25 protein-coding genes and 1 tRNA gene are annotated in these 26204 nt (G+C 72.5%); 10 read left to right on the top strand and 16 right to left on the bottom strand.

The window, feature by feature from the left end:
- Positions 1 to 23: 23 nt before the first annotated feature.
- Positions 24 to 1034: an aldo/keto reductase gene (locus tag ABD284_RS05315; protein ID WP_344141267.1), complete on the bottom strand. Its 1011-nt coding sequence runs from the start codon at positions 1032 to 1034 to the stop codon at positions 24 to 26.
- 108 nt (positions 1035 to 1142) lie between these two features.
- Between ABD284_RS05315 and ABD284_RS05310 the strand changes: the two genes are divergently transcribed.
- Positions 1143 to 2183, top strand: coding sequence for an AraC family transcriptional regulator (locus tag ABD284_RS05310; protein WP_344141266.1), 1041 nt, complete (start codon positions 1143 to 1145; stop codon positions 2181 to 2183).
- 20 nt (positions 2184 to 2203) lie between these two features.
- Here the strand turns inward: ABD284_RS05310 and ABD284_RS05305 are convergent, their stop codons facing one another.
- Entirely contained in the window at positions 2204 to 3193 is a 990-nt protein-coding gene (locus ABD284_RS05305; protein ID WP_344141265.1) for a zinc-dependent alcohol dehydrogenase, read from the bottom strand.
- 168 nt (positions 3194 to 3361) lie between these two features.
- Here ABD284_RS05305 and ABD284_RS05300 point away from each other — a divergent pair, with 168 nt between their 5' ends.
- Positions 3362 to 4171: a CDP-alcohol phosphatidyltransferase family protein gene (locus tag ABD284_RS05300; RefSeq protein WP_344141264.1), complete on the top strand. Its 810-nt coding sequence runs from the start codon at positions 3362 to 3364 to the stop codon at positions 4169 to 4171.
- 211 nt (positions 4172 to 4382) lie between these two features.
- Here ABD284_RS05300 and ABD284_RS05295 read toward each other — a convergent pair whose 3' ends face one another.
- The gene (locus ABD284_RS05295; RefSeq protein ID WP_344141263.1) at positions 4383 to 4727 is read right to left on the bottom strand and encodes a hypothetical protein; all 345 of its coding nucleotides are present in this window, start codon (positions 4725 to 4727) and stop codon (positions 4383 to 4385) included.
- An 87-nt stretch (positions 4728 to 4814) separates the two neighbouring features.
- On the bottom strand, positions 4815 to 6221 hold the full coding sequence (locus tag ABD284_RS05290) for an MFS transporter (RefSeq protein WP_344141261.1): 1407 nt from the start codon (positions 6219 to 6221) through the stop codon (positions 4815 to 4817).
- A 95-nt stretch (positions 6222 to 6316) separates the two neighbouring features.
- On the opposite strand from ABD284_RS05290, the gene ABD284_RS05285 reads away from it, so the two are divergent.
- The 5 genes from ABD284_RS05285 to ABD284_RS05265 all read left to right on the top strand — a co-directional run bounded on the left by ABD284_RS05285 (position 6317) and on the right by ABD284_RS05265 (position 8698).
- Positions 6317 to 6898, top strand: a complete 582-nt coding sequence (locus ABD284_RS05285) for a TetR/AcrR family transcriptional regulator (protein ID WP_344141259.1) — start codon at positions 6317 to 6319, stop codon at positions 6896 to 6898.
- A 123-nt stretch (positions 6899 to 7021) separates the two neighbouring features.
- On the top strand, positions 7022 to 7354 hold the full coding sequence (locus ABD284_RS05280; RefSeq protein WP_344141258.1) for a hypothetical protein: 333 nt from the start codon (positions 7022 to 7024) through the stop codon (positions 7352 to 7354).
- A gap of 192 nt (positions 7355 to 7546) precedes the next feature.
- Entirely contained in the window at positions 7547 to 7849 is a 303-nt protein-coding gene (locus tag ABD284_RS05275) for a hypothetical protein (protein ID WP_344141257.1), read from the top strand.
- Positions 7850 to 7943: 94 nt separating this feature from the next.
- Positions 7944 to 8111 (top strand): hypothetical protein, encoded by a 168-nt coding sequence (locus ABD284_RS05270; protein WP_344141256.1) that lies wholly within the window; start codon positions 7944 to 7946, stop codon positions 8109 to 8111.
- A 263-nt stretch (positions 8112 to 8374) separates the two neighbouring features.
- Positions 8375 to 8698, top strand: coding sequence for a hypothetical protein (locus ABD284_RS05265; protein ID WP_344141254.1), 324 nt, complete (start codon positions 8375 to 8377; stop codon positions 8696 to 8698).
- Positions 8699 to 8932: 234 nt separating this feature from the next.
- On the opposite strand, the gene ABD284_RS05260 is transcribed toward ABD284_RS05265, so the two are convergent.
- Together ABD284_RS05260 and ABD284_RS05255 are read right to left on the bottom strand one after the other, a co-directional pair.
- Positions 8933 to 9021 (bottom strand) — tRNA-Ser (locus tag ABD284_RS05260).
- A gap of 74 nt (positions 9022 to 9095) precedes the next feature.
- Positions 9096 to 9614 carry a SigE family RNA polymerase sigma factor gene (locus ABD284_RS05255; RefSeq protein WP_344141252.1) on the bottom strand — a complete coding sequence of 173 codons (519 nt, stop codon included), beginning with the start codon at positions 9612 to 9614 and terminating at the stop codon, positions 9096 to 9098.
- A gap of 459 nt (positions 9615 to 10073) precedes the next feature.
- Between ABD284_RS05255 and ABD284_RS05250 the strand changes: the two genes are divergently transcribed.
- The gene (locus ABD284_RS05250) at positions 10074 to 11018 is read left to right on the top strand and encodes a hypothetical protein (protein ID WP_344141250.1); all 945 of its coding nucleotides are present in this window, start codon (positions 10074 to 10076) and stop codon (positions 11016 to 11018) included.
- On the top strand, positions 11015 to 11980 hold the full coding sequence (locus ABD284_RS05245) for a MauE/DoxX family redox-associated membrane protein (protein WP_344141249.1): 966 nt from the start codon (positions 11015 to 11017) through the stop codon (positions 11978 to 11980). The genes ABD284_RS05250 and ABD284_RS05245 overlap by 4 nt, the downstream gene beginning before the upstream one ends.
- Before the next feature lie 499 nt (positions 11981 to 12479).
- On the opposite strand, the gene ABD284_RS05240 is transcribed toward ABD284_RS05245, so the two are convergent.
- The 3 genes from ABD284_RS05240 to ABD284_RS05230 form a co-directional block, all read right to left on the bottom strand.
- Positions 12480 to 12917, bottom strand: a complete 438-nt coding sequence (locus tag ABD284_RS05240; RefSeq protein ID WP_344141248.1) for a methyltransferase domain-containing protein — start codon at positions 12915 to 12917, stop codon at positions 12480 to 12482.
- Positions 12918 to 13155: 238 nt separating this feature from the next.
- Positions 13156 to 14367, bottom strand: coding sequence for an AAA family ATPase (locus ABD284_RS05235; protein WP_344141247.1), 1212 nt, complete (start codon positions 14365 to 14367; stop codon positions 13156 to 13158).
- Positions 14368 to 14775: 408 nt separating this feature from the next.
- A complete protein-coding gene (locus ABD284_RS05230) occupies positions 14776 to 15489 on the bottom strand; it encodes a hypothetical protein (protein WP_344141246.1) in 714 nt (237 codons plus the stop codon).
- Positions 15490 to 15603: 114 nt separating this feature from the next.
- Between ABD284_RS05230 and hisC the strand changes: the two genes are divergently transcribed.
- Positions 15604 to 16689: a histidinol-phosphate transaminase gene (gene hisC / locus ABD284_RS05225; protein ID WP_344141245.1), complete on the top strand. Its 1086-nt coding sequence runs from the start codon at positions 15604 to 15606 to the stop codon at positions 16687 to 16689.
- A 200-nt stretch (positions 16690 to 16889) separates the two neighbouring features.
- Here the strand turns inward: hisC and ABD284_RS05220 are convergent, their stop codons facing one another.
- From ABD284_RS05220 to fbaA, 7 genes are all read right to left on the bottom strand, one after another.
- Complete coding sequence (locus ABD284_RS05220) at positions 16890 to 18155, bottom strand: transcriptional regulator (RefSeq protein ID WP_386699745.1); 1266 nt, start codon at positions 18153 to 18155, stop codon at positions 16890 to 16892.
- A gap of 253 nt (positions 18156 to 18408) precedes the next feature.
- On the bottom strand, positions 18409 to 19710 hold the full coding sequence (murA, locus tag ABD284_RS05215; RefSeq protein ID WP_344141243.1) for a UDP-N-acetylglucosamine 1-carboxyvinyltransferase: 1302 nt from the start codon (positions 19708 to 19710) through the stop codon (positions 18409 to 18411).
- A gap of 713 nt (positions 19711 to 20423) precedes the next feature.
- Positions 20424 to 21731 (bottom strand): adenylosuccinate lyase, encoded by a 1308-nt coding sequence (purB, locus tag ABD284_RS05210; protein ID WP_344141242.1) that lies wholly within the window; start codon positions 21729 to 21731, stop codon positions 20424 to 20426.
- A 42-nt stretch (positions 21732 to 21773) separates the two neighbouring features.
- On the bottom strand, positions 21774 to 23027 hold the full coding sequence (gene purD / locus ABD284_RS05205) for a phosphoribosylamine--glycine ligase (protein ID WP_344141241.1): 1254 nt from the start codon (positions 23025 to 23027) through the stop codon (positions 21774 to 21776).
- 50 nt (positions 23028 to 23077) lie between these two features.
- Positions 23078 to 24361 carry an adenylosuccinate synthase gene (locus ABD284_RS05200; protein ID WP_344141240.1) on the bottom strand — a complete coding sequence of 428 codons (1284 nt, stop codon included), beginning with the start codon at positions 24359 to 24361 and terminating at the stop codon, positions 23078 to 23080.
- Positions 24362 to 24599: 238 nt separating this feature from the next.
- The gene (locus tag ABD284_RS05195; RefSeq protein ID WP_344141239.1) at positions 24600 to 25016 is read right to left on the bottom strand and encodes a DUF3151 domain-containing protein; all 417 of its coding nucleotides are present in this window, start codon (positions 25014 to 25016) and stop codon (positions 24600 to 24602) included.
- A gap of 131 nt (positions 25017 to 25147) precedes the next feature.
- Positions 25148 to 26170 (bottom strand): class II fructose-bisphosphate aldolase, encoded by a 1023-nt coding sequence (gene fbaA / locus ABD284_RS05190; RefSeq protein ID WP_344141238.1) that lies wholly within the window; start codon positions 26168 to 26170, stop codon positions 25148 to 25150.
- Positions 26171 to 26204 lie beyond the last annotated feature (34 nt).

Below are 26204 nucleotides of genomic sequence, written 5' to 3'. Positions count from 1 at the left end.
CGCTCAGCTTCGATGGATGACTCTTAGGGCTGGAAGACGCGTTTCTTCGCTACCCGTTCGTGCTCCGTCCACATTTCGTGGGGGTGTCCCAACTGCGGCGCGCTCACCTCATCCAGCCATTCAAGCTGATGCGTTGAGATGTCCAGACCGCTGGCCGCGAGGTTTGACGTGAGCTGGTCTACGCTCCTCGGTCCAACGATGGGGACCACCCCCTTCGACATTGACCACTTGATAGCCACCCGCTCTGGAGTCGTATCGAGTTCCCGGGCCACGGTCTCGACGGCATCCAGAATTTTGGCCTTGGCGGGGTCGTCCTCCTTGTGAAGGAACTGGCTGATTGAGCTCTGTGCGCGACCTGTTGCGCCCCGCCGGTACTTGCCCGTCAGAAGACCACCGCCGAGAGGCGAGAACCCGAGGACGCCAAGGCCGAAGGCCTCTGCCATCGGCACCAACTCCCGGTCGGCGCTACGCTCGACGAGGCTGTACTCGGCCTGAATCGCCAGGAGAGGGGACCAACCCTGCTGCTGCGCCAGGGTAACCCCCGTTGCCACACGCCATGCGGGGAAGCTGGAGAGGCCGGCATACAGAATCTTGCCGGCGCGCGTCAGATCATCGAAGGATCGCAATATCTCTTCAATGGGTGTGGATGCGTCGGCCACATGGGCCCAGAGCACGTCGACCCGGTCGGTGCCCAGTCGACGCAAGCTCTGCTCGAGAGACTGGACCATCGCCTTTCGGCTGTTCCCGGTTGATTGGAGGCCGCTGCTTGCCGAAGACCCCATGGTGTACTTTGTCGCCAGAACAATATCCTCGCGATCCGAGGTGATAATATCTGCGAGGTACTCCTCAGCCTCCCCCGACTGATAGTTTGAAGCGGTGTCAATGAAATTGCCTCCCGCTTCTCTATAGGTGTCGTACATCGCCTGAGCCTCGGGTAAATGCGCTCCATGCCCCCAGCCCGTGCCGAAATTACCTGTCCCCAGCGACAGCTCCGATACTCGCAGCCCCGATCCTCCGAGAAATCGGTATCGCATACGTCTCTTTACTCCTCGCGTCGATCCGGCATGAGTGGGCTCCTCCCACCCGGCAGCTTGCGCTGTCAGACATCCATCGTTTCCGTAGCTGGGCGTATAGTCCATAACATGGAGTCCAGTAATGTTTACCGATCGTCCAGCGCTGAGGTCACCCTCGATGCACATGACCCCATCCGGGACGCCCTAGCGCTGGCCCGCCCCAAGACCGTCGCTCCCGTCCCGCTCCGCGCGGCGGCGCCGTGGGGGGCTCGGTTCTCCCCCTTCCCGCACATCAAGCTCGGCGTGATAGTGGAAGGCGAATGCTGGCTGTGCATCGACGGACTGGACCCTCTTTTCCTGGGCACAGGCGACTTCTATCTTCTCGGCAACCCGCCCCCTTATGGGCTCGGGAGCTCGATTGAGGCGGCCCGGGCCCGCGACTCGAACGGGCCGCCCCGCACGGAGGTCTCCGCGAGTGGACCAACGATTTCTCAAGGCTCCGCAACGTACACGTGCAGCGTCGACTTCGAGTTTCAGGATGCCGATGCATCGACCCTCTTCTTATCGCTCCCTCCGGCCATGCTTGTTAAAGCAGGAGATACCGACGGAAGGTCGCTCTGGAATATTGCGACCCTCCTCGTCCACGAGATTGAATCTCAAAAGGCGGGCCGGTCTCTGGTTCTTGAGCATCTGGCCCAGATTCTTCTGGTGTATATGCTGAGGTCGCACGCCGGTTCGTCCCATGAGCCCCTGGGATGGCTCGCGTCGGTCGCCGATGACGGGATCGGGGCGGCGTTGCGAGCCATACATGCCGAACCGCGCCATCGCTGGACGCTCGAAGAGCTCGCTGAAACCGCGATGATGTCGAGGTCGGCATTCGCTGCGAACTTCAGAAACAGGGTAGGAAGGCCTCCTTTGGACTACCTCATCGAGTGGCGAATGCAGCTGGCGCGTGCCGCGCTGCGCACGGAGGACTCCCTCACAGCCATAGCAGGGGCCATCGGATACAAATCCGAAAGTGCTTTCAGTACCGCTTTTCGGCGCGTTGTCGGGATGTCACCACGAGAGTTTCGCGTCTCACTGCATGCGCAGCCGAGGGACCGCAGGGCGGGCAATTCCGTGCCGGTGGGGACGCCCGATGCTTACGTTCTGCCCAGCGACGACGGCTGAGCCTGGACCGAGAATCTATTTCAGCCGTCGGCCGCGGGGTAGGCGATGCGGTGGCACAGGGGCGGCAGGGCGCCGTCGGCCAGGCGGGCGAGCACGTCCGGCAGGTCGGTGAAGGCGCTCTCGCCCGTGATCAGCGCGTCGAACGCGGCGTCGGCGAGCAGGCGCAGCGCCAGGTCCATGCGCTCGGCGTAGCCGCGTCCGCCGCGTGCGGCGGCGGGCGAGACGGTGCCGACCTGGCTGGAGCGGATGGTCAGCCGACGGGAGTGGAAGTGCTCGCCGAGCGGCAGGGCGACCCGGCGGTCGCCGTACCAGCTGAGGTCGACCACGGTGCCCTCCGGTGCCAGCAGCTCCAGCGAGCGGGACAGCCCTTCCTCGGTCGCGCTGGCGTGCACGACCACGTCGCAGCCCTCGGCCGCCTCCCCCGGAGCGGCGAAGCCGACGCCGAGCGCGTCCGCGGTGCTCGCCCGGGCGGAGTCGGTGTCCACGAGCTGGACCCGCGCGCCGGGCAGGCCCGCCAGCACTCCGGCTGCCGCGCAGCCGACCATCCCGCCGCCCACCACCGCGATCCTGTCGCCGACCAGCGGCGCGGCGTCCCAGACCGCGTTTACGGCGGTCTCCACCGTGCCCGCCAGCACCGCCCGGTGCGGCGGGACGCCGTCGGGCAGCGGGGTGACCGCATCGGCGGGAACGACGTAGCGCGTCTGGTGGGGGTAGAGGCAGAAGACGGCGTGCCCCAGCAGCTCTGGAGGTCCGGCCTCGACGCGGCCGACGTTGAGGTACCCGTATTTCACCGGGCCGGGGAAGCCGCCGTCCTGGAAGGGCGCCCGCATCGCCGCGTACTGGCTCTCGGGCACGCCGCCGCGGAAGACCAGCGCCTCGGTGCCCCGGCTGACGGCCGAGTAGAGCGTGCGCACCTCGACGTCGCCGGGTCCGCGCTCGGGGAGTCCGGCCCGCCGGATCTCCCCGGAGCCGGGTCGGCTGATCCAGAACGCGGATGCGGAGCGCGTCACGGTTCCTCCCGGCGGGTGTCGGGCGATGCTGGGTACGATACCCGGTACGTGAGGGCGCGACCCGGCGACGAGGCGCGGGTGCCCGGCGGGGAGGCTGCGTCGATGCGGGCTGCGGGGCCAGAGCCGAGGGCCGGACGGCGACGGCACGCCGGGTGCGGCCGCGCGGCCGTGCGGGAGGCCAAGAGCCCGACCGGCCGCGCACGCGCCGAAGGCGCGCCCCTGCCGCTGCCGGGGGCCCAGACCGTCGCGGCGCTGGCGGCGTTCGTGCTGCTGGCGGGACTCTCCGCGGCACCAGGGCTGGGTGCGGCGGGCTGGACGGCGGGGTCGCTGTGCGTCGTGGGCACGTGGACCGCCTACACGGCCGCCCAGCGGCGCCGGCATGCCGGACCCGCCGGCCCCGCGGACGCGGTGACCCTTGCGCGGGCCGGCCTGATCGCGGGAGTGGCCGCGCTCGTCGGCGACGGGCTGTTCGGCGGCGATGCGCCGAGCGGCCTGCTGGCCGGCCTTGCAGCGGTGGCGCTGGCGCTGGACGCGGTGGACGGCGCGGTGGCCCGGCGTACGCGGACGGCGTCGCCGCTGGGCGCGCGGTTCGACATGGAGGCCGACGCACTGCTGCTGCTGGTGCTCAGCGTGCATGTGGCAGTGTCGGTGCTGGGCTGGTGGGTGCTGGCGATCGGCGCGATGCGCTACGCGTTCGCCGCGGCGGGCCGCCTGGTTCCGCGCCTGCGGGCGCCCCTCCCGCCGTCCGACGCCCGGCGGGCGGTCGCCGCTCTCCAGGGGATCGCGCTGGTGGTGGCGGCGTTCGAGGTGCTGCCGGTGCCGGCGGCGACAGCCGTGACCGGAGGCGCGCTGGTGCTGCTGGTGTGGTCCTTCGGCCGCGACACCCTCCGCCTGCTGCGCACCGGCCGCGCGGAACCGAAGGAGGCGGCGGGAGGACGCGCTCCGCGAGAGGGCGCTTCCGGCGCTGCCGACGGGTGAGCGCCTGTGGAGGCCGCGGGCACGGCGGGTACCGCCCGGCGGCCGCTGCGGTTGCCGGCGGTGCGGTGACGCGGTTCTCGGAGAGCGGTGTATCAGGCGACGGCGGTCGCTCGCCCGGCGCGCGGTCCTCGGCGCGCCTGCCGGTGTGCGGTCTGCCGCGACGGCGCGGGGGCTCCGGCCCCTTCGAACGGTGCCCCGGGCCCAGGCCGGCTCAGGACTCCCGCCTGCCGGAGGGCTCCCCGCCGTCCGATCCCGCTCCGCCGTCCGAGACCTCCCGGGAGGGCCGGTTTTCCTCCCGGCCCTGCCCCCTCTTCGGGGACCCGGGCGCCTCCCGGTCCTCCCCGTCGCTTCTGTCGGCCTCCAGCTCCGAACGCGCCTCGGTGCCGTCGTCCGCGCCGGGGTCGGCGCGGACCGGGGTCTCCACCCCGGTGCCGGTGACCTTCCGCGCGCGGGCGCGGGCCTGCCTGCGGCTCGGCTGCTCCTTGTCCTCGCGCAGCACCGGCGCGTACTCGCGGTCATGGGTCTCTGCGGGCTCGTGGCCGAGCGGCTCCGACACCGTCGCCTCCTTTCTCGGCACGGCCGTGGACGGACCACGGCGCTGCCGCGACCGCTACCCGCGATCGGGAGCGCAATGCCGCCGCGATCACCGGCCGCAGGGGACCCCCTCGGCGCCGGGAACCCTCTCGGCTCCCGGGACCGCGTCGGGCTCGCGCATTCGCCCTCCGGCCGGCGCTCGGTCTTCCTGCGCGCGGTCCGGCCCGTGCGGCCGCCGGCCTCGCGGGGGCCCCAGCGCGGCGCCTGCAGCGGCCACCAGCGCAGCGGACGCGAACGCGGCGCCGGGGCCGAAGGCGTCGCTGACGGCGCCGACCGCGGGCGCCGCCGCGGCCTGGCCGGCCGCGATCGCCAGGAACGCGGCGCCGACGCCGCACGCCGGCGCGTCGGCGTAGACCTGCGTTCCCCAGAGCAGCAGGACAGCGGTCAGCGCGATGTAGACGGCGCCGAAGAGGCCGCCCGCGATGTGGATTCCCGGCGTGCCGCCCGCTGCCAGAACGAGCCCCGCTGTCGCGGCGGCCAGCGCGAGCATTCCGCCGAACCACGCGCGGCGCAGTCCGGCGCGGGCGGCGACGTCCCCGGTCAGTGCTCCGAGCAGGCCGGCCGCGCCCAGAACGATCCACATGCCTGTGGAGGCGGGCTCGCTCGCCCCCTGCGCGACGGCGACGTCGCGGCCGAAGGTCCACACGGCTGAGCTGGCCGCGCCCATGACCCCCGCTGCGGCGAGCATCCGCAGCGCACCGGCCGGAAGCCCGCGCGCTGAGGACGTGCGCGCCGGCAGGTCCCGGCGCTCGGGCGCGGAGCCCGCTCCGGCCCCTGCCCGGGCCCCCGCCCCGGCGCCCACTCCGTGGCCGCCCGCTCGGGCACCGGCCGCGCGTCGCCGGCGGTGGGACGGGACCACCGCCGCCGTCCACAGCGTCGCCGCGGTCGCGGCGCAGGCGAACGCCGCCCAGGACAGCCGCCACTCCTCGGCGAACAGCAGGGCGACGGGCCCCGAGACCATGACGCCAAGCCCGGTTCCGGCGTTCACGACGCTCTGCACCCGGTCGGCGCGCCGGGGCTCCACCCACCGCGCCACCGCGCCGGCCAGCGGCGGGGACACGGCGCCGCTGCTGACCCCCGTCAGCACCACGCCGGCGGCGAGCACCGCGGCGCCGGGCGCGGCCGCGATCAGCCCGGTGCCGGACGCCGCCGCGGCCCCCGCTGCCACGGCCACGGCGCGCGGCCCCCACCGAGGGGTCGCGGCCGAGGCCGCGACGACGGCCGCGCAGTAGCCCGCGTAGCTCGCCGAGGCGATGGCGCCGGCCGCCGCGGCGCTGAGGCCGAACTCGGCGCCGAGCACCGGCACGAACAGCCCGTATGCGAAGCGCGCGAGCCCGTAGCAGGCCGCGATGAGCGTGATCCCCGCCGCCGCGAGCCGCACCGCGGGCACGGTCCCGGCTCCGGCTGCCGGCGCCGGTGCGGTGGAGCCGCCGCCGTCTGTGCGTCGCCCCGTCATGCTTCACCCCTCCGTGGAATAAACCGATCGGTATACCTCTCAGGATGGTCGGTCTCCCGGCATAGGTCAACCCACCGGTAGGTATAGTCAGGAGTATGGCGACAGCAGCGGACACGACACCGGCCGGACGGCGCATCCTCGACGCAGCGGGCAGCCTGTTCTACCGCGACGGCATCAACGCGGTCGGGGTGGCGCTGGTGGCCGACACCGCCGGCGTGACGAAGAAGACCCTCTACGACCGCTTCGGCTCGAAGGACGAGCTGGTGGTGCGCTACCTGCGCCGGCGCCACGAGGACTGGTGGGCCCACCTGGAGGAGCGCCTGGCCGCCGCCCCGCCGCCGCGGACGCCGGCGCTGATGGACGCCTACCTCTCGCACCCCCGGCTGGAGGTCGAGCGCGGCTGCGCCTTCATCAACGCCGCCGCCGAGCTGCCCCCCGGCCACGCGGGCTGGGACGTCATCCGGGAGCACAAGCGCGCCGTGCGCACCCGCCTCGCCGACCTGATCGCCGAGGACGCCCCGGGCGCCGACGCCGAGGACCTGGCCGAGCACGTGTTCCTGCTGCTGGAAGGCGCCATCGCGCACTGCGGCATCGACGGCGGCGAGGCCAGGATGCGCACGGCCCGCGACCTCGCCACCCGACTCCTCCGCCAGTCGGCCGGCGGAGCGGCCGGGTAGGCCGCCACTGCGGGCCGGGGGACGGGCCGGACCGGCGCCGCCGCACGGACAACCCGCCGCCGTCTGCGCGCGTCCCTCCGGATACCGGCGGAGACGCGTCTTCGCCCCATTGTTGGAGGTGCCGTGCGCGTCGCCGTCCTCGCGGCCGGACTCCTGCTCGCGGCCGGATGCTCGCAGGGAGCGGCGACCGGCGTTCCGCGGGCCGAGACCTCCCCCCTGCCCGGCAGTGGGGCGACGCCCTCCGCTCCCGGGCCTACGGGTGCGACCGGGTCGCCGCCTTCCGCACTGCACGCCGAGGCCACGGTGTCCGAGCCGCGCTCCGCACTCCCTCCCGAGCCCGCGCCCACGGGCGGAACGGGCGGTGTGCCCTCGGTCGAGGAGCAGATCGAGCAGTGCACCCGCCAGACGGGCCTGCCCCGCGCCTGCGAGGACAAGATCCGCTACGGCATACCGTGACGGGATCGCGCAGGTCGGCCGCGCGGCCCCGGCAGGCCGCAGCCCTGGGCGCGCGGCCGCCGCCGGAGCGGTTATCGGCTTGGCGGCCCTTCGGCGCGGGGCGACCGGTTATCGTCGTTCCACGGCGGAACGTGTCGGGGCGGCCGACCGCACCGAGTACGGGTCATGGCGCGATCCTCGAAGGAGTGACCAGTGACGCACCTGGCAGTGGGCGAGCACGCCGCCCGCGTCATGCAGCGCGAAGCCGACCGGCGCGGGATCGCGCTGGAGCCGGAGCCGGACGGCGCTCTGCCCGAGGAGATGCCCGCTGAACTGGCCCCATGGGCGTGCAAGGTCGCCGGAAAGGGCTGGTGCGTCTTTGCCGCGCTCGACCCCGGCAGTGAGATCACCACCCCGGCCGAGCGCGACTTCCTGCCAATCGCCCGGGTGCTCGCCAACTCCTGGCAGATCATGGACGGCACCGGCTCCGTGCGGGTCACCACGATCCCCGGGTGAGCCCCTCGCGCCGGACGCGGCGGCGCTCGGGTTCCAGGCCGCGTCGATTGGGTGTACGGGTGTCCGCAGGGTCATGAGCGGGTAAAAACACCAGGTGATCATCATCGGTCCGGCCTCGGCGGTCCTCCTGTTGATCGTCCTCGGCTGGCTCATGCGCGAAACCGGCTGCCTGGAGTTCCTCGGCTGCTACGCCTTCGTCCTCCTGCTCATCGGAGCGGCCTACCTCGGCGAACACCTCGGCTGGTGGGGTCCCGTCTTCTGACCCGAGTCCCGCGCGGGCGTGCGCGACCGGCCGCCCCTGCACGGGGAGCGGAGCCAGGCGGATTCCCGCGGACCGCCCTCGAAAACGCAGTCCGCAACACGGCGAAGCGGCGGCGCCGCAACCGCGGTTATCGCACCCCCGTGTTCGGACGGGCCGAGAAGCCGCTCGGTGCGTCCGGCCGCATGCGGACCCGCGTCCGTGTATGCGCGGGGGATGTGCTTGAGTGGACGCCGCTTTCGCAACCGTGGATGGAGCAGCCCCGGATGAGCGACACCACCCGCAAGCCGGCCCCGATCGGGGAGTACATCGGCACCCGCTACTGGCATGTGGCCGCGGTCGCCGTGCTGGCGTGGGGGGTGGCCGCCTTCCTCCTCCTCGGTCCGGTGCCTGCGTTCGGGGAAGGCTACGGTGAGTGCGGCTTCCTCTGGGAGAGCGGGATCGACTACCCCCTCGAGCATTGCATCGGGGCGGGAGCCGATCAGACGGTGTACGCGGGCATCGCGATGCTCGTCGCCGGGCCGGCCACGGCCTTGTGGCTCTGGAGGGCGGTACTCCAGGAGATCAAGCGTCGCTTCCCGCGGGACTGAACCGCGGTTGATGGGGCTCCCGTCCCCTCCGGCCCGTGGATACGGCGGGCTTGGGCGAGGGCGCTCGGCGCGGCCGCAGACACCACCGCGGCCGCACCGGAGGCGGCGGCGCGCATGGGCGCGGCGATCCTCGTATGCCCCATAGAGGACGGTGGATCGCCGACTGCAACGAGAACTGCAACCAGGGCACATAAGAGGGGTCCTGCCGCTGTGCGGCAGGACCCCTCTCGCCTGCGGAGGCTCGGGGATTTGAACCCCGGAAGGGCGTGAACCCTAACCGCATTAGCAGTGCGGCGCCATAGACCGGACTAGGCGAAGCCTCCTGGCCGGATCAACACTACCGAGCGCCCGGTGCTCGGCGCAAAACGAATGACCGGGGGCCGCCGCCGGGGCCGGGTCAGGTGGTCGCGCGGTCGATGGTGAGGTCGGCGTCCTGGCGGAGCTTGTTCACCGCGCGGGAGAGCGTGCTCTTGACGGTGCCGAGGGTGACGCCCAGCCGGTCGGCGATCTGGACCTCGGTCATGTCCTGGTAGTAGCGCAGCACGACCATGGTCCGCTGCCGGTCGGGGAGCCGGCTGATGGCGCGGTGGACGGAGTCGGCGAGGTCGGTCTTCCAGGTGGGGTCTTCGATGCGCTGGTCGGGGATGTCGCTGGTGGGATAGATCGACATGTGCTGCCGGCGCCATTCGGAGATCTGGGTGTTGACCATGGCGCGGCGGACGTAGCCGTCGCGGGCGTTGGGGCTGGCGATCCTGTCCCAGGCGAAGAAGGTCTTGATCAGGGCGGCCTGCAGCAGGTCCTCGGCCTCGGAGCTGTTGTTGGCCAGGGACCGCGCCATGCGCAGCAGTGCGGGCCCGCGGTCGCTGACGTAGGCGGAGAACTCTTCGTACCTCGACTTGTGCGCTGTTCCCGTCACGCGATCACCGCCCCGGAGTCGGTAGGGCGCGCACGCGGACCGCTGCCCGGAACGCATCCCCGGCTCACATCGTCACCGTGGTTTCACTGTGTCACGGCGGGAGTAATCGGCAGCTCTCATCGGCCTCATCTCTACACAAATGGGACGTTCGGTGCCTTGCTGTGTAGGGGATTCGAGTTGTCGCAGGCCATGGTCGCCCGGGCGGTTCGCACGGGGAGCTCCCGCTTCGCGTGGCCGCCGCGCCGCGTCACCCTGGGTCATCGGCGGGAGCGCGGTGGTCGGCCGCCGTTGCGGCCGCGCACCCGGTCGGGCTGCCCCGAGGCCGCCGTCCGCGGTCGGCGGCGCGCCGACCGCCCTTTCCGGTACCGCTGCGGCCGCGACATGCGGCGACCCCGGCGTGTGGCGCCGCGGCCGCGCCGCCCGCGGCGACAATGGGGCCAGGACACCGAAGGAGGCGGTATGCCGGTCGATGTGCGCGCCCGACGGCGCTACACAGCCGCTGTGCTGGGAGAACACGCGGCTCCGGAGCCGACCGGGGTGCCGGAGGCCGACCCCGTCGTCCGCGGCGTCGTCACCGATGTGTCCCGGCACGTGCTCGGCGTGGCGACGTCCCGGGGTGAGGAGCGGTTCCTCTTCGAGGCGGCGACGACGTTCTGGCGCGGCGGCGAGGTCGGCGTCTCGGACCTGCGTGTCGGCGACGACGTGCTCGTGCGGTGCCGCGCCGGCCGGTGGGTCGCCGAGCGGATCTGGGCGGGCATCGCGCGCGTCACCGGGGTGATCGCCGGACGCTCGGGCGAGGAGCTGGAGGTCGACACCGGCCACACGGGCGGACGCCGCGCGGTGGTCGTGCCCTACCGGGTGTCCGGCCGGATCGGCGTGCGCCATCCGGTGCCGGAACCCGGCTACCTGTTCGACGCGATCGGCGTGTGGGAGGACGGCGCCTTTCATGCGTCCGTGCCGGCGACCACCCAGCCGCCCTTCGCGGTGTGGGACGCGGCTCCGCCCAAGGCGCCGGCCGCCGTCGGGGGCCGGGTGCGGGGCACGGTCTCCTGGTACGACCCCGCCGTCGGCGATCCGGCGCAGGGCGACCTGCGCGGCGCCGCCTATCCGGCCCTCGACCGCGAGAGCGACTGCGGTCCCGAGTGCGACCGGGTGCGCGCCTGCCGTCCGCTGCCCCTGCTCTCGCTCGGCACGACCGTCGGCGTGCGCAACGAGTGCGCGGATCGCTCGGCGGTGCTGCCCCTGGTCGACTGCGCCGCCGTCTCGTCCCGCTTCTGCGACCGCTGCGCCGACTGCGGCGGCGGCGAGGAGGGGCGGATCGCACAGCTGACCCTGGCAAGCTTCCTGGCACTGGGCGGTCGGCCGGAGACCGGCTGCTTCGCCGCGACTCTGGCGGTGGGGTGACGAACGTGCTCGACGCGGTCCGCGAGACGCAGGTTCTCGTACTGGCGGCGATCCTGCTGGCGGGTGCGGCGGCCAAGCTGGCCGACCGCTCTCCGCGCGGCCAGGGCCCCGCGGTGCTGCTGCCCATCGCGTGGCGCAGGCCGGCGACCCTCGGCCACGGCGCGGCCGAGGCGGTGGTCGCCTCGGCGCTGATCGGTGTCGGCGGGGCGGCGGGTGATGCCGCGCGCGTGGCTGCCGCCGTGCTCTTCGCCGGCGGCGTGGTCGCGCTCGTGGTCCTGCGGCGCACCGCGCCCGAGGCCGGGTGCGGCTGCTTCGGCGGGCTCAGCACGACCCCGGTGGACTGGCGCAGCATCGCGCGCAGCGGCCTGCTGGCGGTGTCGGCCCTCGTAGCGGTCGGGGTCCCCGCCACCGCGGCCGGGGCGGCGATGCGGATGTCGGCCGGCCACGGCGCGGTGCTGGCGGTGGAGGCGCTGGTGATCGGCGCGCTCTCCCCCGAGCTGGTCGAGTCGGCCCGCCGTGCCCTGCGCCGGGAGCCGTGCGCGGTGCGCGAGGTCCCGCTGCGGCGGACCCTCGCCCGGCTGCGGGCAAGCGACGTGTGGCGCGTCAACACGGCGGCGGTGGAGGGTATGGAGCCGGTCGACGTGTGGCGGCAGGGCTGCTGGCGGTTCCTGCTGTTCCCGGGCCGGCGCAGCGGCCGGGCCGTCGACGTGGTGTTCGGGGTCCCGCTGGAAGGCCGTCGGCCCGCTGTGCGCGCGGTCATCGCCGACCGCGAGACCGGCACGGTCCTCTCGGCGCTGGGCGGCCCCGCGGACGGCGGGACCCGCACCGTAGGAAGGGCCCGCGGAGGGCGCGCCGCGCAGGAGGCGGAGGGGGCGACCGGGGAGCCGTCCGCGGCGACCGGCTCGGCGGCCGCGGAGGAGGGGGACGGCACCACGGCGGCCGACTCCCAGGTGCCCGGCTGAGTCGGCGGGTCCGGCGCCGCCGGCCGGGGTGGTCGGCCCGTGGGCAAGCGCGGCCGAGCGGTGGAGCCGGTGTCCTGCACGGGAGTCGGCGGCGCCCCCGCGGTTCCAGAGGGCGCAGGCGTGGTGGTCGCCCTCGTCCGCATCCAAGCCGGGGTAGACGCCCGTGTGCTCGGGGGTGTCCATCGTGGTGGGCCGCCCATCTAACGCTGTACCCGGCCGGGGCGGGCACCGGCTGCCGTCGTCCACAACACGAAATCCTGCGCGGGGGCGGATCGTGCTTCCATGAGCGGTCGGTCGGCGCCTTCGGCCCCGGTGGCACCACCCCCGGATCATGGGTGGCAGGGGGGCGGCCATGCGGGGGCCGATGGCCGAGTGTTCCCTCGCGGAACTGCTCTAGGAGGTGATGGAGGGCCGGGCCGCGACCGCGCGGCAAGTGCGCCGCGGCTCCTGCCCGCCTTGCGCGCGTGCATGCCGGAGCCGCCGCGCCCCGCGCCGGGCCTCACCGCCGGTGTGGGACCGGGATCTCCTTCAGGGGGTCGCCGCCGTCGGTGAACAGCCGGCCGCCGGGGGCGAGGGCGGCGGCGACGCGCCGCAGGGCGCGCCGACCGGCGGCGGGATGGCGGCCGTCGAACGCTCCGACGCGGATCGCGAAGGCGATGTCGAAGAGGGCCTCGCCGGGTTCCGGCGCGAAGTCCTCGGCAGCGACCTGGCGGAGGCTCATCCGGCCGGAGGCGATCTCGGCGGCGGAGCTCGCCTCGGCCTGCGCGACGGCCGCGGCCGAGCGGTCGATCGCGAGGATGTGGCCGGACTCCAGGCGGGCCGCGACCGCTCGGGCGGCGGCGCCCGGTCCGCACCCGATCTCCAGGATGCGCGACTCCGGTGTGAAGGGAAGCGCCTCCACGACCCGGGCGAGGCGCGGTGAGAGGCCGCCGGGCACGACTTCCTCCTCAGGTCGGCTCGCGCGCAGGGCGCGGGTAGAACGGGGCGCCGGCTGGTGGGTGCGGCGCCGGTCGATGCCTATGCGGGTGTCTAGCGGTTTCTAGGGCATGTGCTAGATCGCCCTAGAGACCTCTAGCGACGGCCGTGCCTCGGTCTCTCTCGTTCCGTCTAGCGGTCTCTAGCGGAAACACAAGAAACACCGATACCACCCGACACACTCCGCCCCCGGTACTCCCTCAGTCCGGCTGGCGGCGGAGGAAGCGGCCGAAGTGCGGGACGGTGAACGCGATGGTGCCGCGCTCGGCGCTGTAGATGAGGCCCTTCTTGATCAGGCTGTCGCGGGCCGGGGAGAGGCTGGAGGGCCGACGGCCCAGGGAGGTGGCGACCTCGGTGGTCTGCACCGGCTCGTCGCCCAGGGACGCCATCGCCCGCATGTAGTCGCGCTCGGCCGGGGTGGCGCGTTCGTAGCGGCTGCCGAAGAAGCCGACCGCAAGCTCCTCCTCGGCCTCGGGGGCCGCGATCTCGACGTCCTCGGCGGTGATCGGGGTGTCCAGCGCGTGGTCCCAGGTGACCTTGCCGTAGGCCTGCACGAAGTAGGGGTAGCCGTCGGAGACCTCGTAGAGCGCTGCGAGCGCTCCGGGGTCGAAGGAGACTTCCTCGGTGTCGGCCGGCGCGGTGAGCGCGTAGTCGGCCGCGTCGCGGCTGAGCCGGTCGATGCGGGTGTAGCGGAACAGGCGCTCGGAGTAGCTCTTGCTCGCCGACAGCACCGCGGGCAGGTGCGGCAGCCCCGCGCCCACCACGATCAGCGGCCCGCCGTTCTGCGAGAGCTCGTGGCAGGCGGTGCACAGGGCGGAGACGTCGTCGGGCGTGATGTCCTGCATCTCGTCGATGAACAGCGCGATGCCCACACCCAGGTCGGTGGCGACGGACGCCGCGTCGAGGAACAGCTCGACCAGGTCGATTTCGAGGTCGCCGGAGTCGGCCCGTCCGCGAACGGCCGGGACGTCGATGCCCGGCTGCCAGCGCGGACCGCCCTTGGCTGCCTTGGCGCCGGACTTGCCGGATGCGGCTTCGTCCTCCTTGGCCTGGGCGAACGCCTTCAGAACGCCCAGCACGTGCTCGATGCGGTCGGGCGCGCGGTGGCGCGGCGCGAGCTCGCGTAGAGCCATGTGCAGGGCGGCCGCCAGCGGGCGGCGGATCGACTGGTCGGGGCGGGCCTCGATCTTGCCGGTACCCCACAGGCGCTGGATGGCCATCGACCGGAAGGTGTTGAGCAGCACGGTCTTGCCGACGCCGCGGAGCCCGGTGAGCACCGTGCTGCGCTCGGGCCGCCCCCGGGCCACCCGTTCGAGCACGACCTCGAACTGGCGCAGCTCGCGCTCGCGCCCGGCGAGCTCGGGGGGACGCTGGCCGGCGCCCGGGGCGTAGGGATTGCGCACGGGGTCCATGCCATCGGACTCTATACGCGGCTCTAGCGCTGCCTCTAGAGAGCGGTAGAAAGCCGCAGACGACGGCGCGTCCCAGTCGACCCGGCGCAGTGCGCGGCGGTCGTCGAACGGGGAGTGGGGGGCGCGCCCGACCCCGGTGGGTCGGGACGCGGTCCGACCCCTGACGTGCGCTGCCGTGGTCATGCCCCCCACTCCAATCTCGAACAGGTGTTCGATCACTGGGAACTGTAGTGGATGAGGGGTCCGGTGCGCCACCCTCCCGGCGGCGGGTTGTGTACGGGTGTCCACGCGCCGTCGCGGGGACGCGGACGCCCGTGCGCCGATCCCCCCGCCGCCCGCATCCGCGCCCGTAGGCCCGGGCCCGTCCGCAGGCCGTCGCGCCCATCCGCCCCCGCGGTCCGCGCCCGCTCAGGCCAGCAGCCTGTCCTCGCGTTCCACCGCTTCGCGGGTGAAGGCGGCGACGGTGTCGCGGTAGTCGTCCTCGGAGTTCGGCCCCAGCGCGGTGGTGGTGCCCAGGTACCCGCCGTTGCGGTACACGAGGCTGTACAGCCACACCTTCTCGCCGCCGATCGCGGTCTCCACGGCGAACGCGCGCGACCCGTCGGCGATCTGCTCCATATCGACCTCCTTGAGCCGGTAGGAGGTCGTCGACCCGTCCTTCATGGTCGCCTCGTAGCTGTCGCAGCCCTCGGGCGGCGAGGCGGAGACGACCTCCTCGGCCGTCTCCTCCGGTACCGCGATCAGGGTGTGGGTGATGGTGTCGTCGCCCCGCGCGAAGGTGGCCAGCGACGTGGGCGCCTTGCGGACCTCGGGCAGGTCCGCCCACTGGTTGGCGGCGTCCATGCACTGCGGCTTGTCCAGCTCGGCGGTCTTGCGCAGCTTGTCGGTCTGCTTGGTGGTCGACAGCTCCGAGTAGGTGCCCGTCTCGCTTCGCTGGGGAACCACCTTTGCCTTTTCGAACTGCACCAACTGTGCCTTGTGCAGCCGCTGCGCCTCGCCGGCGCGGGCGTCGCCGCCCTCGCTGTCGTCCCCTTGGGCGCCGCCGCAGGCGGTCGCGGCGGCGAGAGCGAGCACGGCGAGTGCCGCAGTCGTCGCCCTTCGTGCTGGCAGGGGGTGCTCCATGGTGCTGTTTCCTCTTCTATGCGATATTGCCGCTGAGGTCCGCAGGCGCTTCTCTCCGGCGGTGATCGCCGAAAGTAGCCTGGGCATTGCACAGAGTATCGAGGAAGGATAACGGTGTCGGAGCCGAATTCGCCATATCTCCGGGACGCGCTCGAAACCATCCCCGCCTACAAGCCCGGGCGCAAGGTGGTCTCGCCGGGCGGCCGGTCGGTCAAGCTCTCCTCGAACGAAAGCCCCTACGGCCCGCTGCCCTCCGTGCGCGAGGCGGTGGCCGCCGCGGCGGCGGACCTCAACCGCTACCCCGACGCCGCGTCCGCCGAGCTCACCGCGGCGCTGGCCCGCCGGTTCGGCGTCAGCGAGGAGCGGATCGCCCTGGGCGCGGGCTCGGTCGGCCTGCTGCAGCAGATCCTGGCGGCCACGGCCGAACCCGGCACCGAGGTCGTCTACGCATGGCGCTCGTTCGAGGCCTACCCGCTCCTGGTCGAGCTGTCCGGCGCCGCGCCGGTGACCGTCCCGCTGCGCGGCGAGGCCCACGACCTGGACGCCATGGCCGATGCCGTCACCGCCCGCACCCGCGCCGTCTTCGTGTGCAACCCCAACAACCCCACCGGTACCGCCGTGCGCGAGTCCGAGCTGGCCGCGTTCCTCGACCGGGTGCCCGAGCACGTGCTGGTCGTGCTCGACGAGGCCTACCGCGAGTACGTGCGCGACCCGCAGGTGCCCGACGGCGCCGCGAGCTTCGGCGACCGCCCCAACGTCGCGGTCCTGCGCACGTTCTCCAAGGCCTACGGGCTCGCCGCGCTGCGGGTCGGCTTCCTGATCGGCCCGCCGCGCATCGCCACCGCCGTACGCAAGACCCTGGTCCCCTTCGCCGTCAACCACGTCGCCCAGGCCGCCGCCGTGGCGTCGCTGGCCGCCGAGGAGGAGCTGCTGGAGCGCGTGGCCGCCACGGTCAAGGAGCGCGAACGGGTGCGCGACGCGCTGCTGGCCGACGGCTGGGAGGTCCCCACGACCGAGGCCAACTTCGTCTGGCTGCGGCTGGGCGAGCACACCGGGGACTTCGCCGCCGCGGCCGAGGCCGAGGGTGTGGCGGTGCGCGCGTTCCCGGGCGAGGGCGCGCGCGTGAGCATCGGCACCGCGGAGGACAACGACGCCCTCCTCGCCGTCGCCCGCGAGTTCCCGCACCGCAACCGCGACTGACCGGCCGGCGGCCCGACGCACCCGCCGGGCCGTCCCGGCGGCTCGACGGCCCGATCGGCCGCGCGGTGGCAGGCCCCGCGAGCTCCAGCCTCGCCTCGCACGAACGCATGCACGCCCGTTCCCGCGCAACGCGATCGGGGGCCGGCCGCCGTGGACAGCGGCGGCCGGCCCCCGATCCCTTTGGAACGTGCCGGAAGCGGCTACTTGCCCGCCTTGTCCTTGTCCAGCTTCTCCAGGATCAGCCGGTAGAGCTGGCGCGGCCGCCCCGGCTGCAGCGTGCGGTTGGGCGGCAGCGGCCAGGCGAGCCCCTCCTCGACCAGGGTGCGCAGCAGCCGCCGGGCCGTGCGCGGGGTCACGCCCAGCATCCGCCCGGCGTTCTCGGCGTCGACCACGAGGGGGCCGTCCTCCTCGGCGATCTTCTCCGAGAGTCGCAGCAGGGTCTCGCGCCCCTTGGTCCGCAGCGGCTCGGCCGCCTGGCGCTGAGGCGCGCGCTGCGCGGGCACCAGCGACCGGCCTTCCCGGTCGACCGCGAAGCTCTGCCGGGTCGCCTGTGCCCGGCTCAGCGCGGCGCGGGCGTGGGTCTCGGCGTCCTGCGTGGTGCGGCCCATGCCGATGCCCACCTCGATCGCGATGCCCAGCTCGGCCTTGATCCGCTCCACGAACGGCGGCTGCCGGAACCCCTCGGTCGCGCTGACGAGCGAGCCGCGGGTGGCGGTCACCATGAACGTGTGGTCGTCGACCGGGTGCGCCGTGGCGTTGATCCGGTGCGCCTCCTGCAGCAGCAGGCGCTGCAGCGACAGCCGGAGCTCGTCGCGCCAGTAGCGGGGCGTCGAGCGGCGCGAGGAGTCGCGCAGCGTGGGTACGTCGACGATGACGACGCCGAGCTGCGCCTCCTCCAGGCGGTGGTGGGCGCCCAGCAGCCCGGCGGTCTGCAGCGCGCTGCGCACCCCCGCGTTGGTGGGCCGCAGGCGCATCACCGGGACGCCCATCGACTCCAGCCGCTCGGCGACGCCGCGCACGCAGGTGATGGCCATGCGGGTGGACTTGCGCCGCCACAGGCCCTCGTGGAACGAGGTCAGCTGGGCCGTGCTGGTGAGCTCCTCGTGCACGTGGATGCCGTCGACGGGCAGGTCGACCTCGGAGTAGGCCTCGACGACGTCGGTGCGGCTGAGGACGTCGAGGCTGGCCCGGGTGGGATCGAGCCGTTCGTCCAGGGTGGCCCGCAGCAGGGCCTCGTGCAGGCTGGCTCCGCCCAGAGGCACGTAGGTGGCGGGCATGGTAAGCACGCCCGCTTTCCGCGCGAACTCGTAGGGGACGGGGCTGGCGAACAGATACGCGTCGATCGCCGACCCCAGGCGCAGCACCTTGTCGGTCGCCTCTTGCTCATCTCGATACGCGGCGGCGATGAGTCTGGCGTTGAGCGGTCCCGTGGACCCCGGTCCCATGAGCATCACCCGCTCGACCACTTCATGGGGACCGATGACACCAATCGTCAGATCGCCAGTTCGCTGCGCACTCACCTCGGGCTGCTCCCCGCTACCATTCCACGCTCTTCACTATGTGCGCCCACTGGTTTTCCCGAACCTGTTCCCTGTCACGGCATGGTTGCCGAGATCGTACCCATTGTGCGGGGCCAATGAAGATCGTTTCACACAGAACGCCGAAAGCCCGGGTGGGAGCCGGACACCCCCACCCCGGCCTTATCTGCGAATTCAGTGACTATTCGGTGCCTTCACGCACAACGTCGGCACCCAATGCGACCAGCCGCTTTTCGAACTGAGCGTGACCGCGGTCGACCAGATAACCGGGCGCGACCACGGTCTCGCCCTCGGCGACCAGCCCCGCGAGCACCAGAGCGGCGCCCGTGCGCAGGTCGTGGGCGACCACCGGGGTACCGCGGAGCGCGGTGTGGCCGTGGACGATGGCGCGGGTGCCGTCGACCTCTATCTTCGCACCCATCTTGGTGAGCTCGTCGGCCAGCGCGAACCGGCCGTCGTAGATCGCCTCGTGCAGGTAGCTCTCGCCCTCGGCCATGGTGGCCAGCGCCATCAGCGGCGACTGCAGGTCGGTGGCGAAGCCGGGGTAGGGCGAGGTGACGGCGTTGATGGGCCGCAGCGGGGCGCCGGCGTCGCGGCGCACGTGCAGCACGGCGCCCTGCTGGGCGAACTCCACGCCCATCTGCTCCAGCTTCCAGCGGGCGACGCCCAGGTGCTCCAGGTGGGCTCCGACGAGGCTGACCTCGCCGCCGGTGGCCGCGGCCATCATCGCGAAGACGCCGGCGTCGATGCGGTCGGACATTATGGTGTGCTCGACCGCGGCGAGCTCCTCGACGCCCTCGACGGTGATGAAGCCGGTGCCGCCACCGCTGATCTTGGCGCCCATGCGGGTCAGGAACTCGATGACGTCGATCACCTCGGGTTCGAGGGCCGCGTGCTCGATGACCGTGGTTCCCGGGGCCAGCACAGCCGCCATGATGAGGTTCTCGGTGCCGGTGTGGGAGGGCGTGTCCAGGTAGAGGTGGCCGCCCCGCATGTTGCCGGCCTCGATGTTGATGTGGTTGCGGTCGTCGTCCTCGGTGACCTCGGCGCCGAGGCGGGCGAAGCCCCGGTAGTGGAAGTCGAGTTTGCGGCTGCCGAGGTTGCATCCCCCGACACCCTCGATCCGGGCGCGGCCCATACGGTGCATCAGCGCCGGTACGAACAGCACGGACCCGCGGAACCGGGACGCGATGTCGGCGGGCAGAACGGCGCGCTCGGGGTCGTTGAGCTGGGAGGCGTCGATCACCACCGTGCGCTCGGCCTCGTGGAACTCCACCTTGGCCCCGATGTGCTCGGCGAGCTCCAGCGCGCGGTGGACGTCCTCGATGAGGGGGACGTTGCGCAGCACCGTGCGCCCCTTGGCCGCGAGCAGGGCGGCGCCGATCATCGGCAGCACGGCGTTCTTCGCGCCCTGGATGAAAGCCGTCCCGTTCAAGGGACGGCCGCCGCGGACGCGGTAACGAACCTCCTGGCCCATGCTCATGTGCTCCTTCGTGAGGCTGTTTAGGTGTAGGGGTCGTTCTCGTCGGACATCGGTGCGTTCTCAGACGCGGATGCCAGGTGGAGCGTTCCGACGAGGCGGGCTCAACCTGGTAGCCATCGGCGAGTGTCCGGGCTCGGGTTCAGGGCGCTGACTGGCACTACGAGTCGTGTGCCCGCTGAGGCGGTCCTCATGCCGACTGCGGCAGGCAAGGCGTACTTCGGGCGTAATACCAGGTGGCGCGCCGGTTCCGGAGATGGCGGGTTGTTGGGGCGCCCTTTGCGGGGTGCTGGGCTTCCCGGCGTCCGGGCAAAGGGCGGCTTCCACTGTATGTCCTGCGCGTTCCCTTCGCAGACATCGTGCTTCGGATCACCCGCGCGCCGTCCGCGCAGGAGCGGCGCCGCGGCCGCCGCCGCGCCCGTGACCGGCCCCGACGCGCGCAGGGGCCGGCCGGAGCGGTGCGGTCCGCGCGCCGTGGTGTGCGCAGGCCCGCACGCGAGTACCGGGCGTGTCGCGGCCGGGCCGGCCGCACGGGCCGGTCAAGACGGCTCCAAGGTTCGCTATCCGGGTCCCGGCGGTTGCACAGCGCTGCGCCGGCGGCGGCCCGGACGGGAGGGGGCGCCCAGCGGTGCACGCGCCCGCGCACGGGCCCTGAGCGCCCGCGTGCGGGCGCGCTTACACCCGGCCGGGTAGCCCGGCCGCAGGACCTGCGCGCCCTAGCTGAGCTTCGCCAGGCGGTCGAAGAGCCCGTCCAGCCGCCGCACGAAGCGCTCGGGGCGGCAGACCTCGTCCAGCCGCTTTTCGTCCAGTGCGACGCCGCGCTCGGCGGCCTCCGCGCGCAGCGTCTCGCGGAAGGGCGTGCCCGAGTCCCAGGTGCCCATCGCGGCGGCCTGCACCAGGGCGTAGACGTCCTCGCGCGAGGCCCCGGTCTCGATCAGCTCCGAGACGACGGTGGAGGAGTAGATCAGCCCGCCGGTGGAGTCGAGGTTGGCGCGCATCCGGTCGGTGTCGACGACCAGCCCGCTCACCAGCCGCGTGGTCACGTGCAGCAGGTAGTCGGCGGCGATCGCGGCGTCGGGCAGCGAGATGCGCTCGGTGGAGGAGTGCGAGATGTCCCGCTCGTGCCACAGCGGGATGCCCTCCATCACCGGCACGATCTGGGCGCGCACGTTGCGCGCCATGCCGCAGATCCGCTCGGAAAGGATCGGGTTCTTCTTGTGGGGCATCGCGCTGGAGCCCTTCTGGCCCTTGCCGAAGGGCTCCCACAGCTCCCGCACCTCGGTGCGCTGGCCGTGGCGGACCTCCAGGGCGACCGCCTCGCACACGGTGGCCATGATGGCCAGGCACGAGACCCATTCGGAGATGCCGTCGCGCAGCACCACCTGGGTGGACACGTCGGCCGGGCGCAGGCCCATGCGCTCGGCGACGTAGGACTCGATGCGCGGATCGATGTTGGAGTAGGTGCCCACCGGGCCGGAGATGGCCATCACGCCGACCGCCTCGCGGGCGCGGCGCAGCCGGTCGCGCGAGCGCGCCAGCCCGAACGCGAAGTCGGCGACGCGGTGGCCCCACACGTCGGGTTCGCCGTGGATGCCGTGCGTGCGGCCCACGCGCAGGGTGCCGCGGTGCTCCAGGCCGTGGTCGCGCAGCGCGGCGACCAGGGTGTCGGCCTTGGCCAGCAGGATGTCGGTGGCCTCGACCAGCTGGGCGGCCAGCGCGGTGTCCAGCAGGTCCGAGGAGGTCATACCGAAGTGCACCCAGGCGGCGGCCTCGCGCGGCTCGGTGTTGTCGGCCCAGGCGGTGAGGAAGGCGATCACGTCGTGCTGGGTGACCGCCTCGATCTCGGCGACCCGCTCGGGGGTGGGCGGCGGTGCGGCGCGCACCGGCTCCACCGCGTCGGCGGGCACGGTCCCGTCGTGCGCGTGGGCCTCCAGCACCAGGGTCTCGACCTGGCACCAGAGCTCGTACTTGTGGGCGTCGGAGAAGACCCGCCCCATCTCCGGAAGGGTATAGCGCTCGATCACCCGCCCATTTTCGCAGGTGCTCCCGGTGGTGGGGCCGTCGGCTCAGGCGGTGCCGGCCGCCGCCCGCTCGGCGATGTCGGTGCGGTAGAAGCTGCCGCGCAGGTCGATGAGCTCGGCGGCCTGGTAGGCGCGCTCGCGGGCGCGGGCGAGGGTGTCGCCCGTGCCGACGACGTCGAGCACCCGGCCGCCCGCCGAGGTGAGATCGCGCACCCCGCTCCAGGCGGTGCCGGCGTGCAGCACGTAGGCGCCGTCGAGCGCCGAGGCGGCGTCGATACCGGTGACCGGGTCGCCCTTGGCCGGCTCGGCGGGGTAGTTCTCGGCGGCGATCACGACGGTCACCGCCGCTCCGCCGCGCCACTCCAGCTTGGTGCTGGAGCTGAGGCCGCCGATGTCGGCTGCCTGCAGCAGCCCGCCGATGGGCGTGGCCAGGCGGTCCAGCAGCACCTGGCACTCGGGGTCGCCGAAGCGGGCGTTGAACTCCACGACCCGCGGCCCCTGCGAGGTCAGCGCCAGGCCAACGTAGAGCAGTCCCTGGTAGCGGATGCCGCGCCGCGCCATCTCGGTGAGGGTGGGACCGACCACGGTCTCCATGACCTCGTCGACCATGCCCTCGGGCGCCCAGGCGACCGGGGCGTAGGCGCCCATGCCGCCGGTGTTGGGCCCGCGGTCGCCGTCGTAGGCGCGCTTGAAGTCCTGGGCCGGCAGCATCGGCAGCGCGTGGATGCCGTCGCTGATCACGAACAGCGACACCTCGGGGCCGTCCAGGTACTCCTCGACGACGGCGCGGCCGCACTCGCGCGCGTGGCGCTCGGCCTCGGCCCGGTCCTCGGTCACCACGACGCCCTTGCCGGCGGCCAGCCCGTCGTCCTTGACCACGTAGGGCGGCCCGAACGCGTCGAGCGCTTCGGCGGCCTGGCTGGGCGATCGGCACAGGCGGGAGCGTGCGGTGGGCACCCCGGCGGCCTCCATGACCTCCTTGGCGAAGCCCTTGGAGCCTTCCAGGCGGGCCGCCTGCTGGTCGGGGCCGAACACCGGGATACCGCGCTCGCGCAGCGCGTCGGCCACCCCCGCCACCAGCGGCGCCTCGGGTCCGATCACCACCAGCTCGGCGCCGATCCGGGAGGCCAGCTCGGTCACCGCGAGTCCGTCGACGGGGTTGATCACATGGTTGTCGGCGTGTTCGGAGGTTCCGGGGTTGCCGGGAGCACAGTGCAGATCGGTCACCCCGGGGTCGAGTGACAGGGCGCGGACCAGGGCATGCTCGCGGCCACCGCCGCCGAGGACCAGGGCTTTCACTTCACGGACCCTTTGTTTGTCGTGGGGAGAGCAGGGGACAGGTCGCGGGGTCAGACCAGGGAGCGCAGCTCGAGGGTCTGGTCGCGCCCCGGACCGACCCCGATCGCGGAAACCGGGGCTCCGGCCATCTCCTCAAGGGTACGCACGTAGGCCTGCGCGGTCTTGGGAAGCTCCTCGAAGCTCCGCGCGTGGGAGATGTCCTCGTTCCAGCCGTCAAGGTACTCGTAGACCGGGACCGCGTGGTGGAAATCCGTCTGTGTCATCGGGATCTCGTCGTGGCGGGTGCCGTTGGCCTCATACCCCACGCACACCGGGATGCGCTCCAGTCCCGACAGCACGTCGAGCTTGGTCAGGAAGAAGTCGGTGATGCCGTTGATGCGGGTGGCGTAGCGGGCGATGGGCGCGTCGAACCAGCCGCAGCGCCGGTTGCGCCCGGTGGTCACGCCGTACTCGCCGCCCTTCTGGCGCAGCCAGTCGCCCCATTCGTCGTGCAGCTCGGTGGGGAAGGGGCCGGAGCCCACGCGGGTGGTGTAGGCCTTGACGATGCCCACGACCTTGGTGATGCGCGTGGGACCCAGGCCCGCCCCGGAGCACGCCCCGCCGGCGGTCGGCGAGGAGGACGTCACGAACGGGTAGGTGCCGTGGTCGATGTCCAGCAGCGTGCCCTGGGAGCCCTCAAGGTAGACGGTCTTGCCGGCGTCCAGCGCCCGGTTGAGCTCCAGGGAGGTGTCGGCGACGAAGGGGCGCAGCTCGTCGGCGTAGCCCATGTACTCGTCGAAGACCTGGTCCAGCTCCACGCCGCGCCTGTTGAAAACCTTGGTGAGCACCTGGTTCTTGTCGTTCAGCGCGAGTTCGAGCTTCTGGCGCAGGATCTTGGGGTCGAACATGTCCTGCACGCGGATGCCGGTGCGCGAGATCTTGTCGGCGTAGGTGGGGCCGATGCCGCGGCCGGTGGTTCCGATGCGGCCCTTGCCCAGGAATCGCTCGGTGACCTTGTCCAGCGCCCGGTGGTAAGGCATGATCATGTGCGCGTTGGCCGAGACGAGCAGGCGCTCGGTGCTGACACCGCGTTCGCGCAGGCCGCGCAGCTCTTCGAAGAGCACCGCCGGGTCGATCACGACGCCGTTGGCGATGACCGGAACCACGTCGGGGGAGAGGATGCCCGAGGGGAGCAGGTGCAGGGCGTACTTCTGGTCGCCGATCACCACCGTGTGCCCCGCGTTGTTGCCTCCCTGGTAGCGCACCACGTAGTCGACCCGGTTGCCGACCAGGTCGGTGGCCTTACCCTTGCCCTCGTCTCCCCACTGGGCTCCAACGAGCGTGATCGCCGGCATCCGGGTCTACCTCTTCATTCGTTCGACCGAGCGTGGATGGTCGCGTGCACCGCACATGAGCAAGCCCCTGGCGCAAGCAAGCGACAGGGGCCCTTGCGCATTGAGCGTACACGACCCGTGCTGAGGCGTTAAGGGACGATCCCCCCGTACGGGGGCGGTGAGCAGTGGGGCGTCGGCGCGCCGCCGGCCGGGGCGCCGGAGGGGCGTCGGCCACCACCGGTGGCCCCGGCCCGGCGCGCTAGGCGTTCAGCGCCTCGGCGGCGGTCGCGCTGCTCTCGCGCAGGAAGGTCGAGCAGCGCCGGGCCTCCTCGGTCTCGCCGATGGCCTCGGCCGCGGAGGCGAGCATGTGCAGGGCGCGCAGGAAGCCGCGGTTGGGCTCGTGCTCCCACGGGATGGGGCCGTGGCCCTTCCACCCGGCTCCGCGCAGCTGGTCGAGCCCGCGGTGGTAGCCGGTGCGCGCGTAGGCGTAGGCGGCGACGTCCTCGCCGGCCTCGAAGGCGCGTTCGGCCAGGGCGGCCCACGCCGCCGAGTAGGCGGGGAAGCGGGCGGCGACCTCGGCCGGGTCGGTGCCCGCGGCCAGCGCCTCGGCGGCTTCGGGGGTCTCGTTCAGGTGAGTGGCGGGCGGCTCGCCGAGCAGGTTCTGTTGCAGGTCCATGCCTCCATCCTGCCAGCGCCGCCCCGCCTGATGGCGTGCCCGGCCGCCCGCGTCCGCCCATGGAAGTGTGGCGACCGGGCACGCGCTGGCCCCCGGTTCGTGGGGAACCAGGGACCGGCCTGTGGCGGGCGCTACTTCATCTTGTTGCCCGCGGACTTCAGCTGCCGGCAGCCCTCGACCACGCGCGCGGCCATGCCGGCCTCGGCCGCCTTGCCGTAGGCGCGCGGGTCGTAGGACTTCTTGTTGCCCACGTCGCCGTCGACCTTCAGCACGCCGTCGTAGTTCTTGAGCATGTGGTCCGCGATGGGCCGGGTGAAGGCGTACTGGGTGTCGGTGTCGAGGTTCATCTTCACGACGCCGTAGTCGATGGCCGCGTGGATCTCGTCAAGGGTAGACCCGGAACCGCCGTGGAAGACGAAGTCGAAGGGCTTGGTCTTGCCGTACTTCTCGGACACGGCCTCCTGGGCCTCCTTGAGGACCTCGGGGCGCAGCTTGACGTGCCCGGGCTTGTAGACGCCGTGCACGTTGCCGAAGGTGAGGGCGGTCATGTAGTAGCCCTTGTCGCCGGTGCCCAGCACCTCGGCGGTGCGCAGCGCGTCGCCGGGGGTGGTGTAGAGCTTCTCGTTGATCTCGCCGACGACGCCGTCCTCTTCGCCGCCGACCACGCCGACCTCGATCTCCAGGATGGTCCGCGCGGCGTTGGACGCGGCCAGCAGTTCCTGGGCGATCTCCAGGTTCTCCTCCAGCTCCACGGCCGAGCCGTCCCACATGTGCGACTGGAACAGCGGCTGCTGCCCCTTGGCCACGCGCTCGGAGGACTCGCGCAGCAGCGGCCGGACGAAGCCGTCGAGCTTGTCCTTGGGGCAGTGGTCGGTGTGCAGGGCGATGTTGACGGAGTACTTCTCGGCGACGATGCGGGCGTACTCGGCGAAGGCGATCGACCCCGTGACCATGTCCTTGACGGTCGCGCCGGACAGGAACTCCGCGCCGCCGGTGGACACCTGGATGATGCCGTCGCTCTCGGCCTCCGCGAAGCCGCGCAGCGCGGCGTGGAGGGTCTGGCTGGAGGTCACGTTGATGGCCGGGTAGGCGAAGCCCTGCGACTTCGCGCGGCCCAGCATCTCCGTGTAGACCTCTGGGGTAGCGATAGGCATGGTGTTGACTCCCTGGTTGGCCTGGAGTGTCTTA

The sequence above is a fragment of the Streptomonospora arabica genome (assembly GCF_039531585.1).
Lineage (GTDB): Bacteria > Actinomycetota > Actinomycetes > Streptosporangiales > Streptosporangiaceae > Streptomonospora > Streptomonospora halophila.
This window is presented reverse-complemented; position numbering and strand designations above follow the sequence as displayed.

What these genes read in the sequence shown, in the direction of transcription:
- ABD284_RS05310 (WP_344141266.1), top strand. Translation starts at nt 1,143, where the DNA reads ATGGAGTCCAGTAATGTTTACCGATCGTCCAGCGCTGAGGTCACCCTC.
- ABD284_RS05290 (WP_344141261.1), bottom strand. Translation starts at nt 6,221, where the DNA reads ATGACGGGGCGACGCACAGACGGCGGCGGCTCCACCGCACCGGCGCCG.
- ABD284_RS05315 (WP_344141267.1), bottom strand. Translation starts at nt 1,034, where the DNA reads ATGCGATACCGATTTCTCGGAGGATCGGGGCTGCGAGTATCGGAGCTG.
- ABD284_RS05230 (WP_344141246.1), bottom strand. Translation starts at nt 15,489, where the DNA reads ATGGAGCACCCCCTGCCAGCACGAAGGGCGACGACTGCGGCACTCGCC.
- ABD284_RS05250 (WP_344141250.1), top strand. Translation starts at nt 10,074, where the DNA reads ATGCCGGTCGATGTGCGCGCCCGACGGCGCTACACAGCCGCTGTGCTG.
- ABD284_RS05235 (WP_344141247.1), bottom strand. Translation starts at nt 14,367, where the DNA reads ATGGACCCCGTGCGCAATCCCTACGCCCCGGGCGCCGGCCAGCGTCCC.
- ABD284_RS05285 (WP_344141259.1), top strand. Translation starts at nt 6,317, where the DNA reads ATGGCGACAGCAGCGGACACGACACCGGCCGGACGGCGCATCCTCGAC.
- murA (WP_344141243.1), bottom strand. Translation starts at nt 19,710, where the DNA reads ATGAGCATGGGCCAGGAGGTTCGTTACCGCGTCCGCGGCGGCCGTCCC.
- ABD284_RS05200 (WP_344141240.1), bottom strand. Translation starts at nt 24,361, where the DNA reads ATGCCGGCGATCACGCTCGTTGGAGCCCAGTGGGGAGACGAGGGCAAG.
- ABD284_RS05265 (WP_344141254.1), top strand. Translation starts at nt 8,375, where the DNA reads ATGAGCGACACCACCCGCAAGCCGGCCCCGATCGGGGAGTACATCGGC.
- fbaA (WP_344141238.1), bottom strand. Translation starts at nt 26,170, where the DNA reads ATGCCTATCGCTACCCCAGAGGTCTACACGGAGATGCTGGGCCGCGCG.
- ABD284_RS05195 (WP_344141239.1), bottom strand. Translation starts at nt 25,016, where the DNA reads ATGGACCTGCAACAGAACCTGCTCGGCGAGCCGCCCGCCACTCACCTG.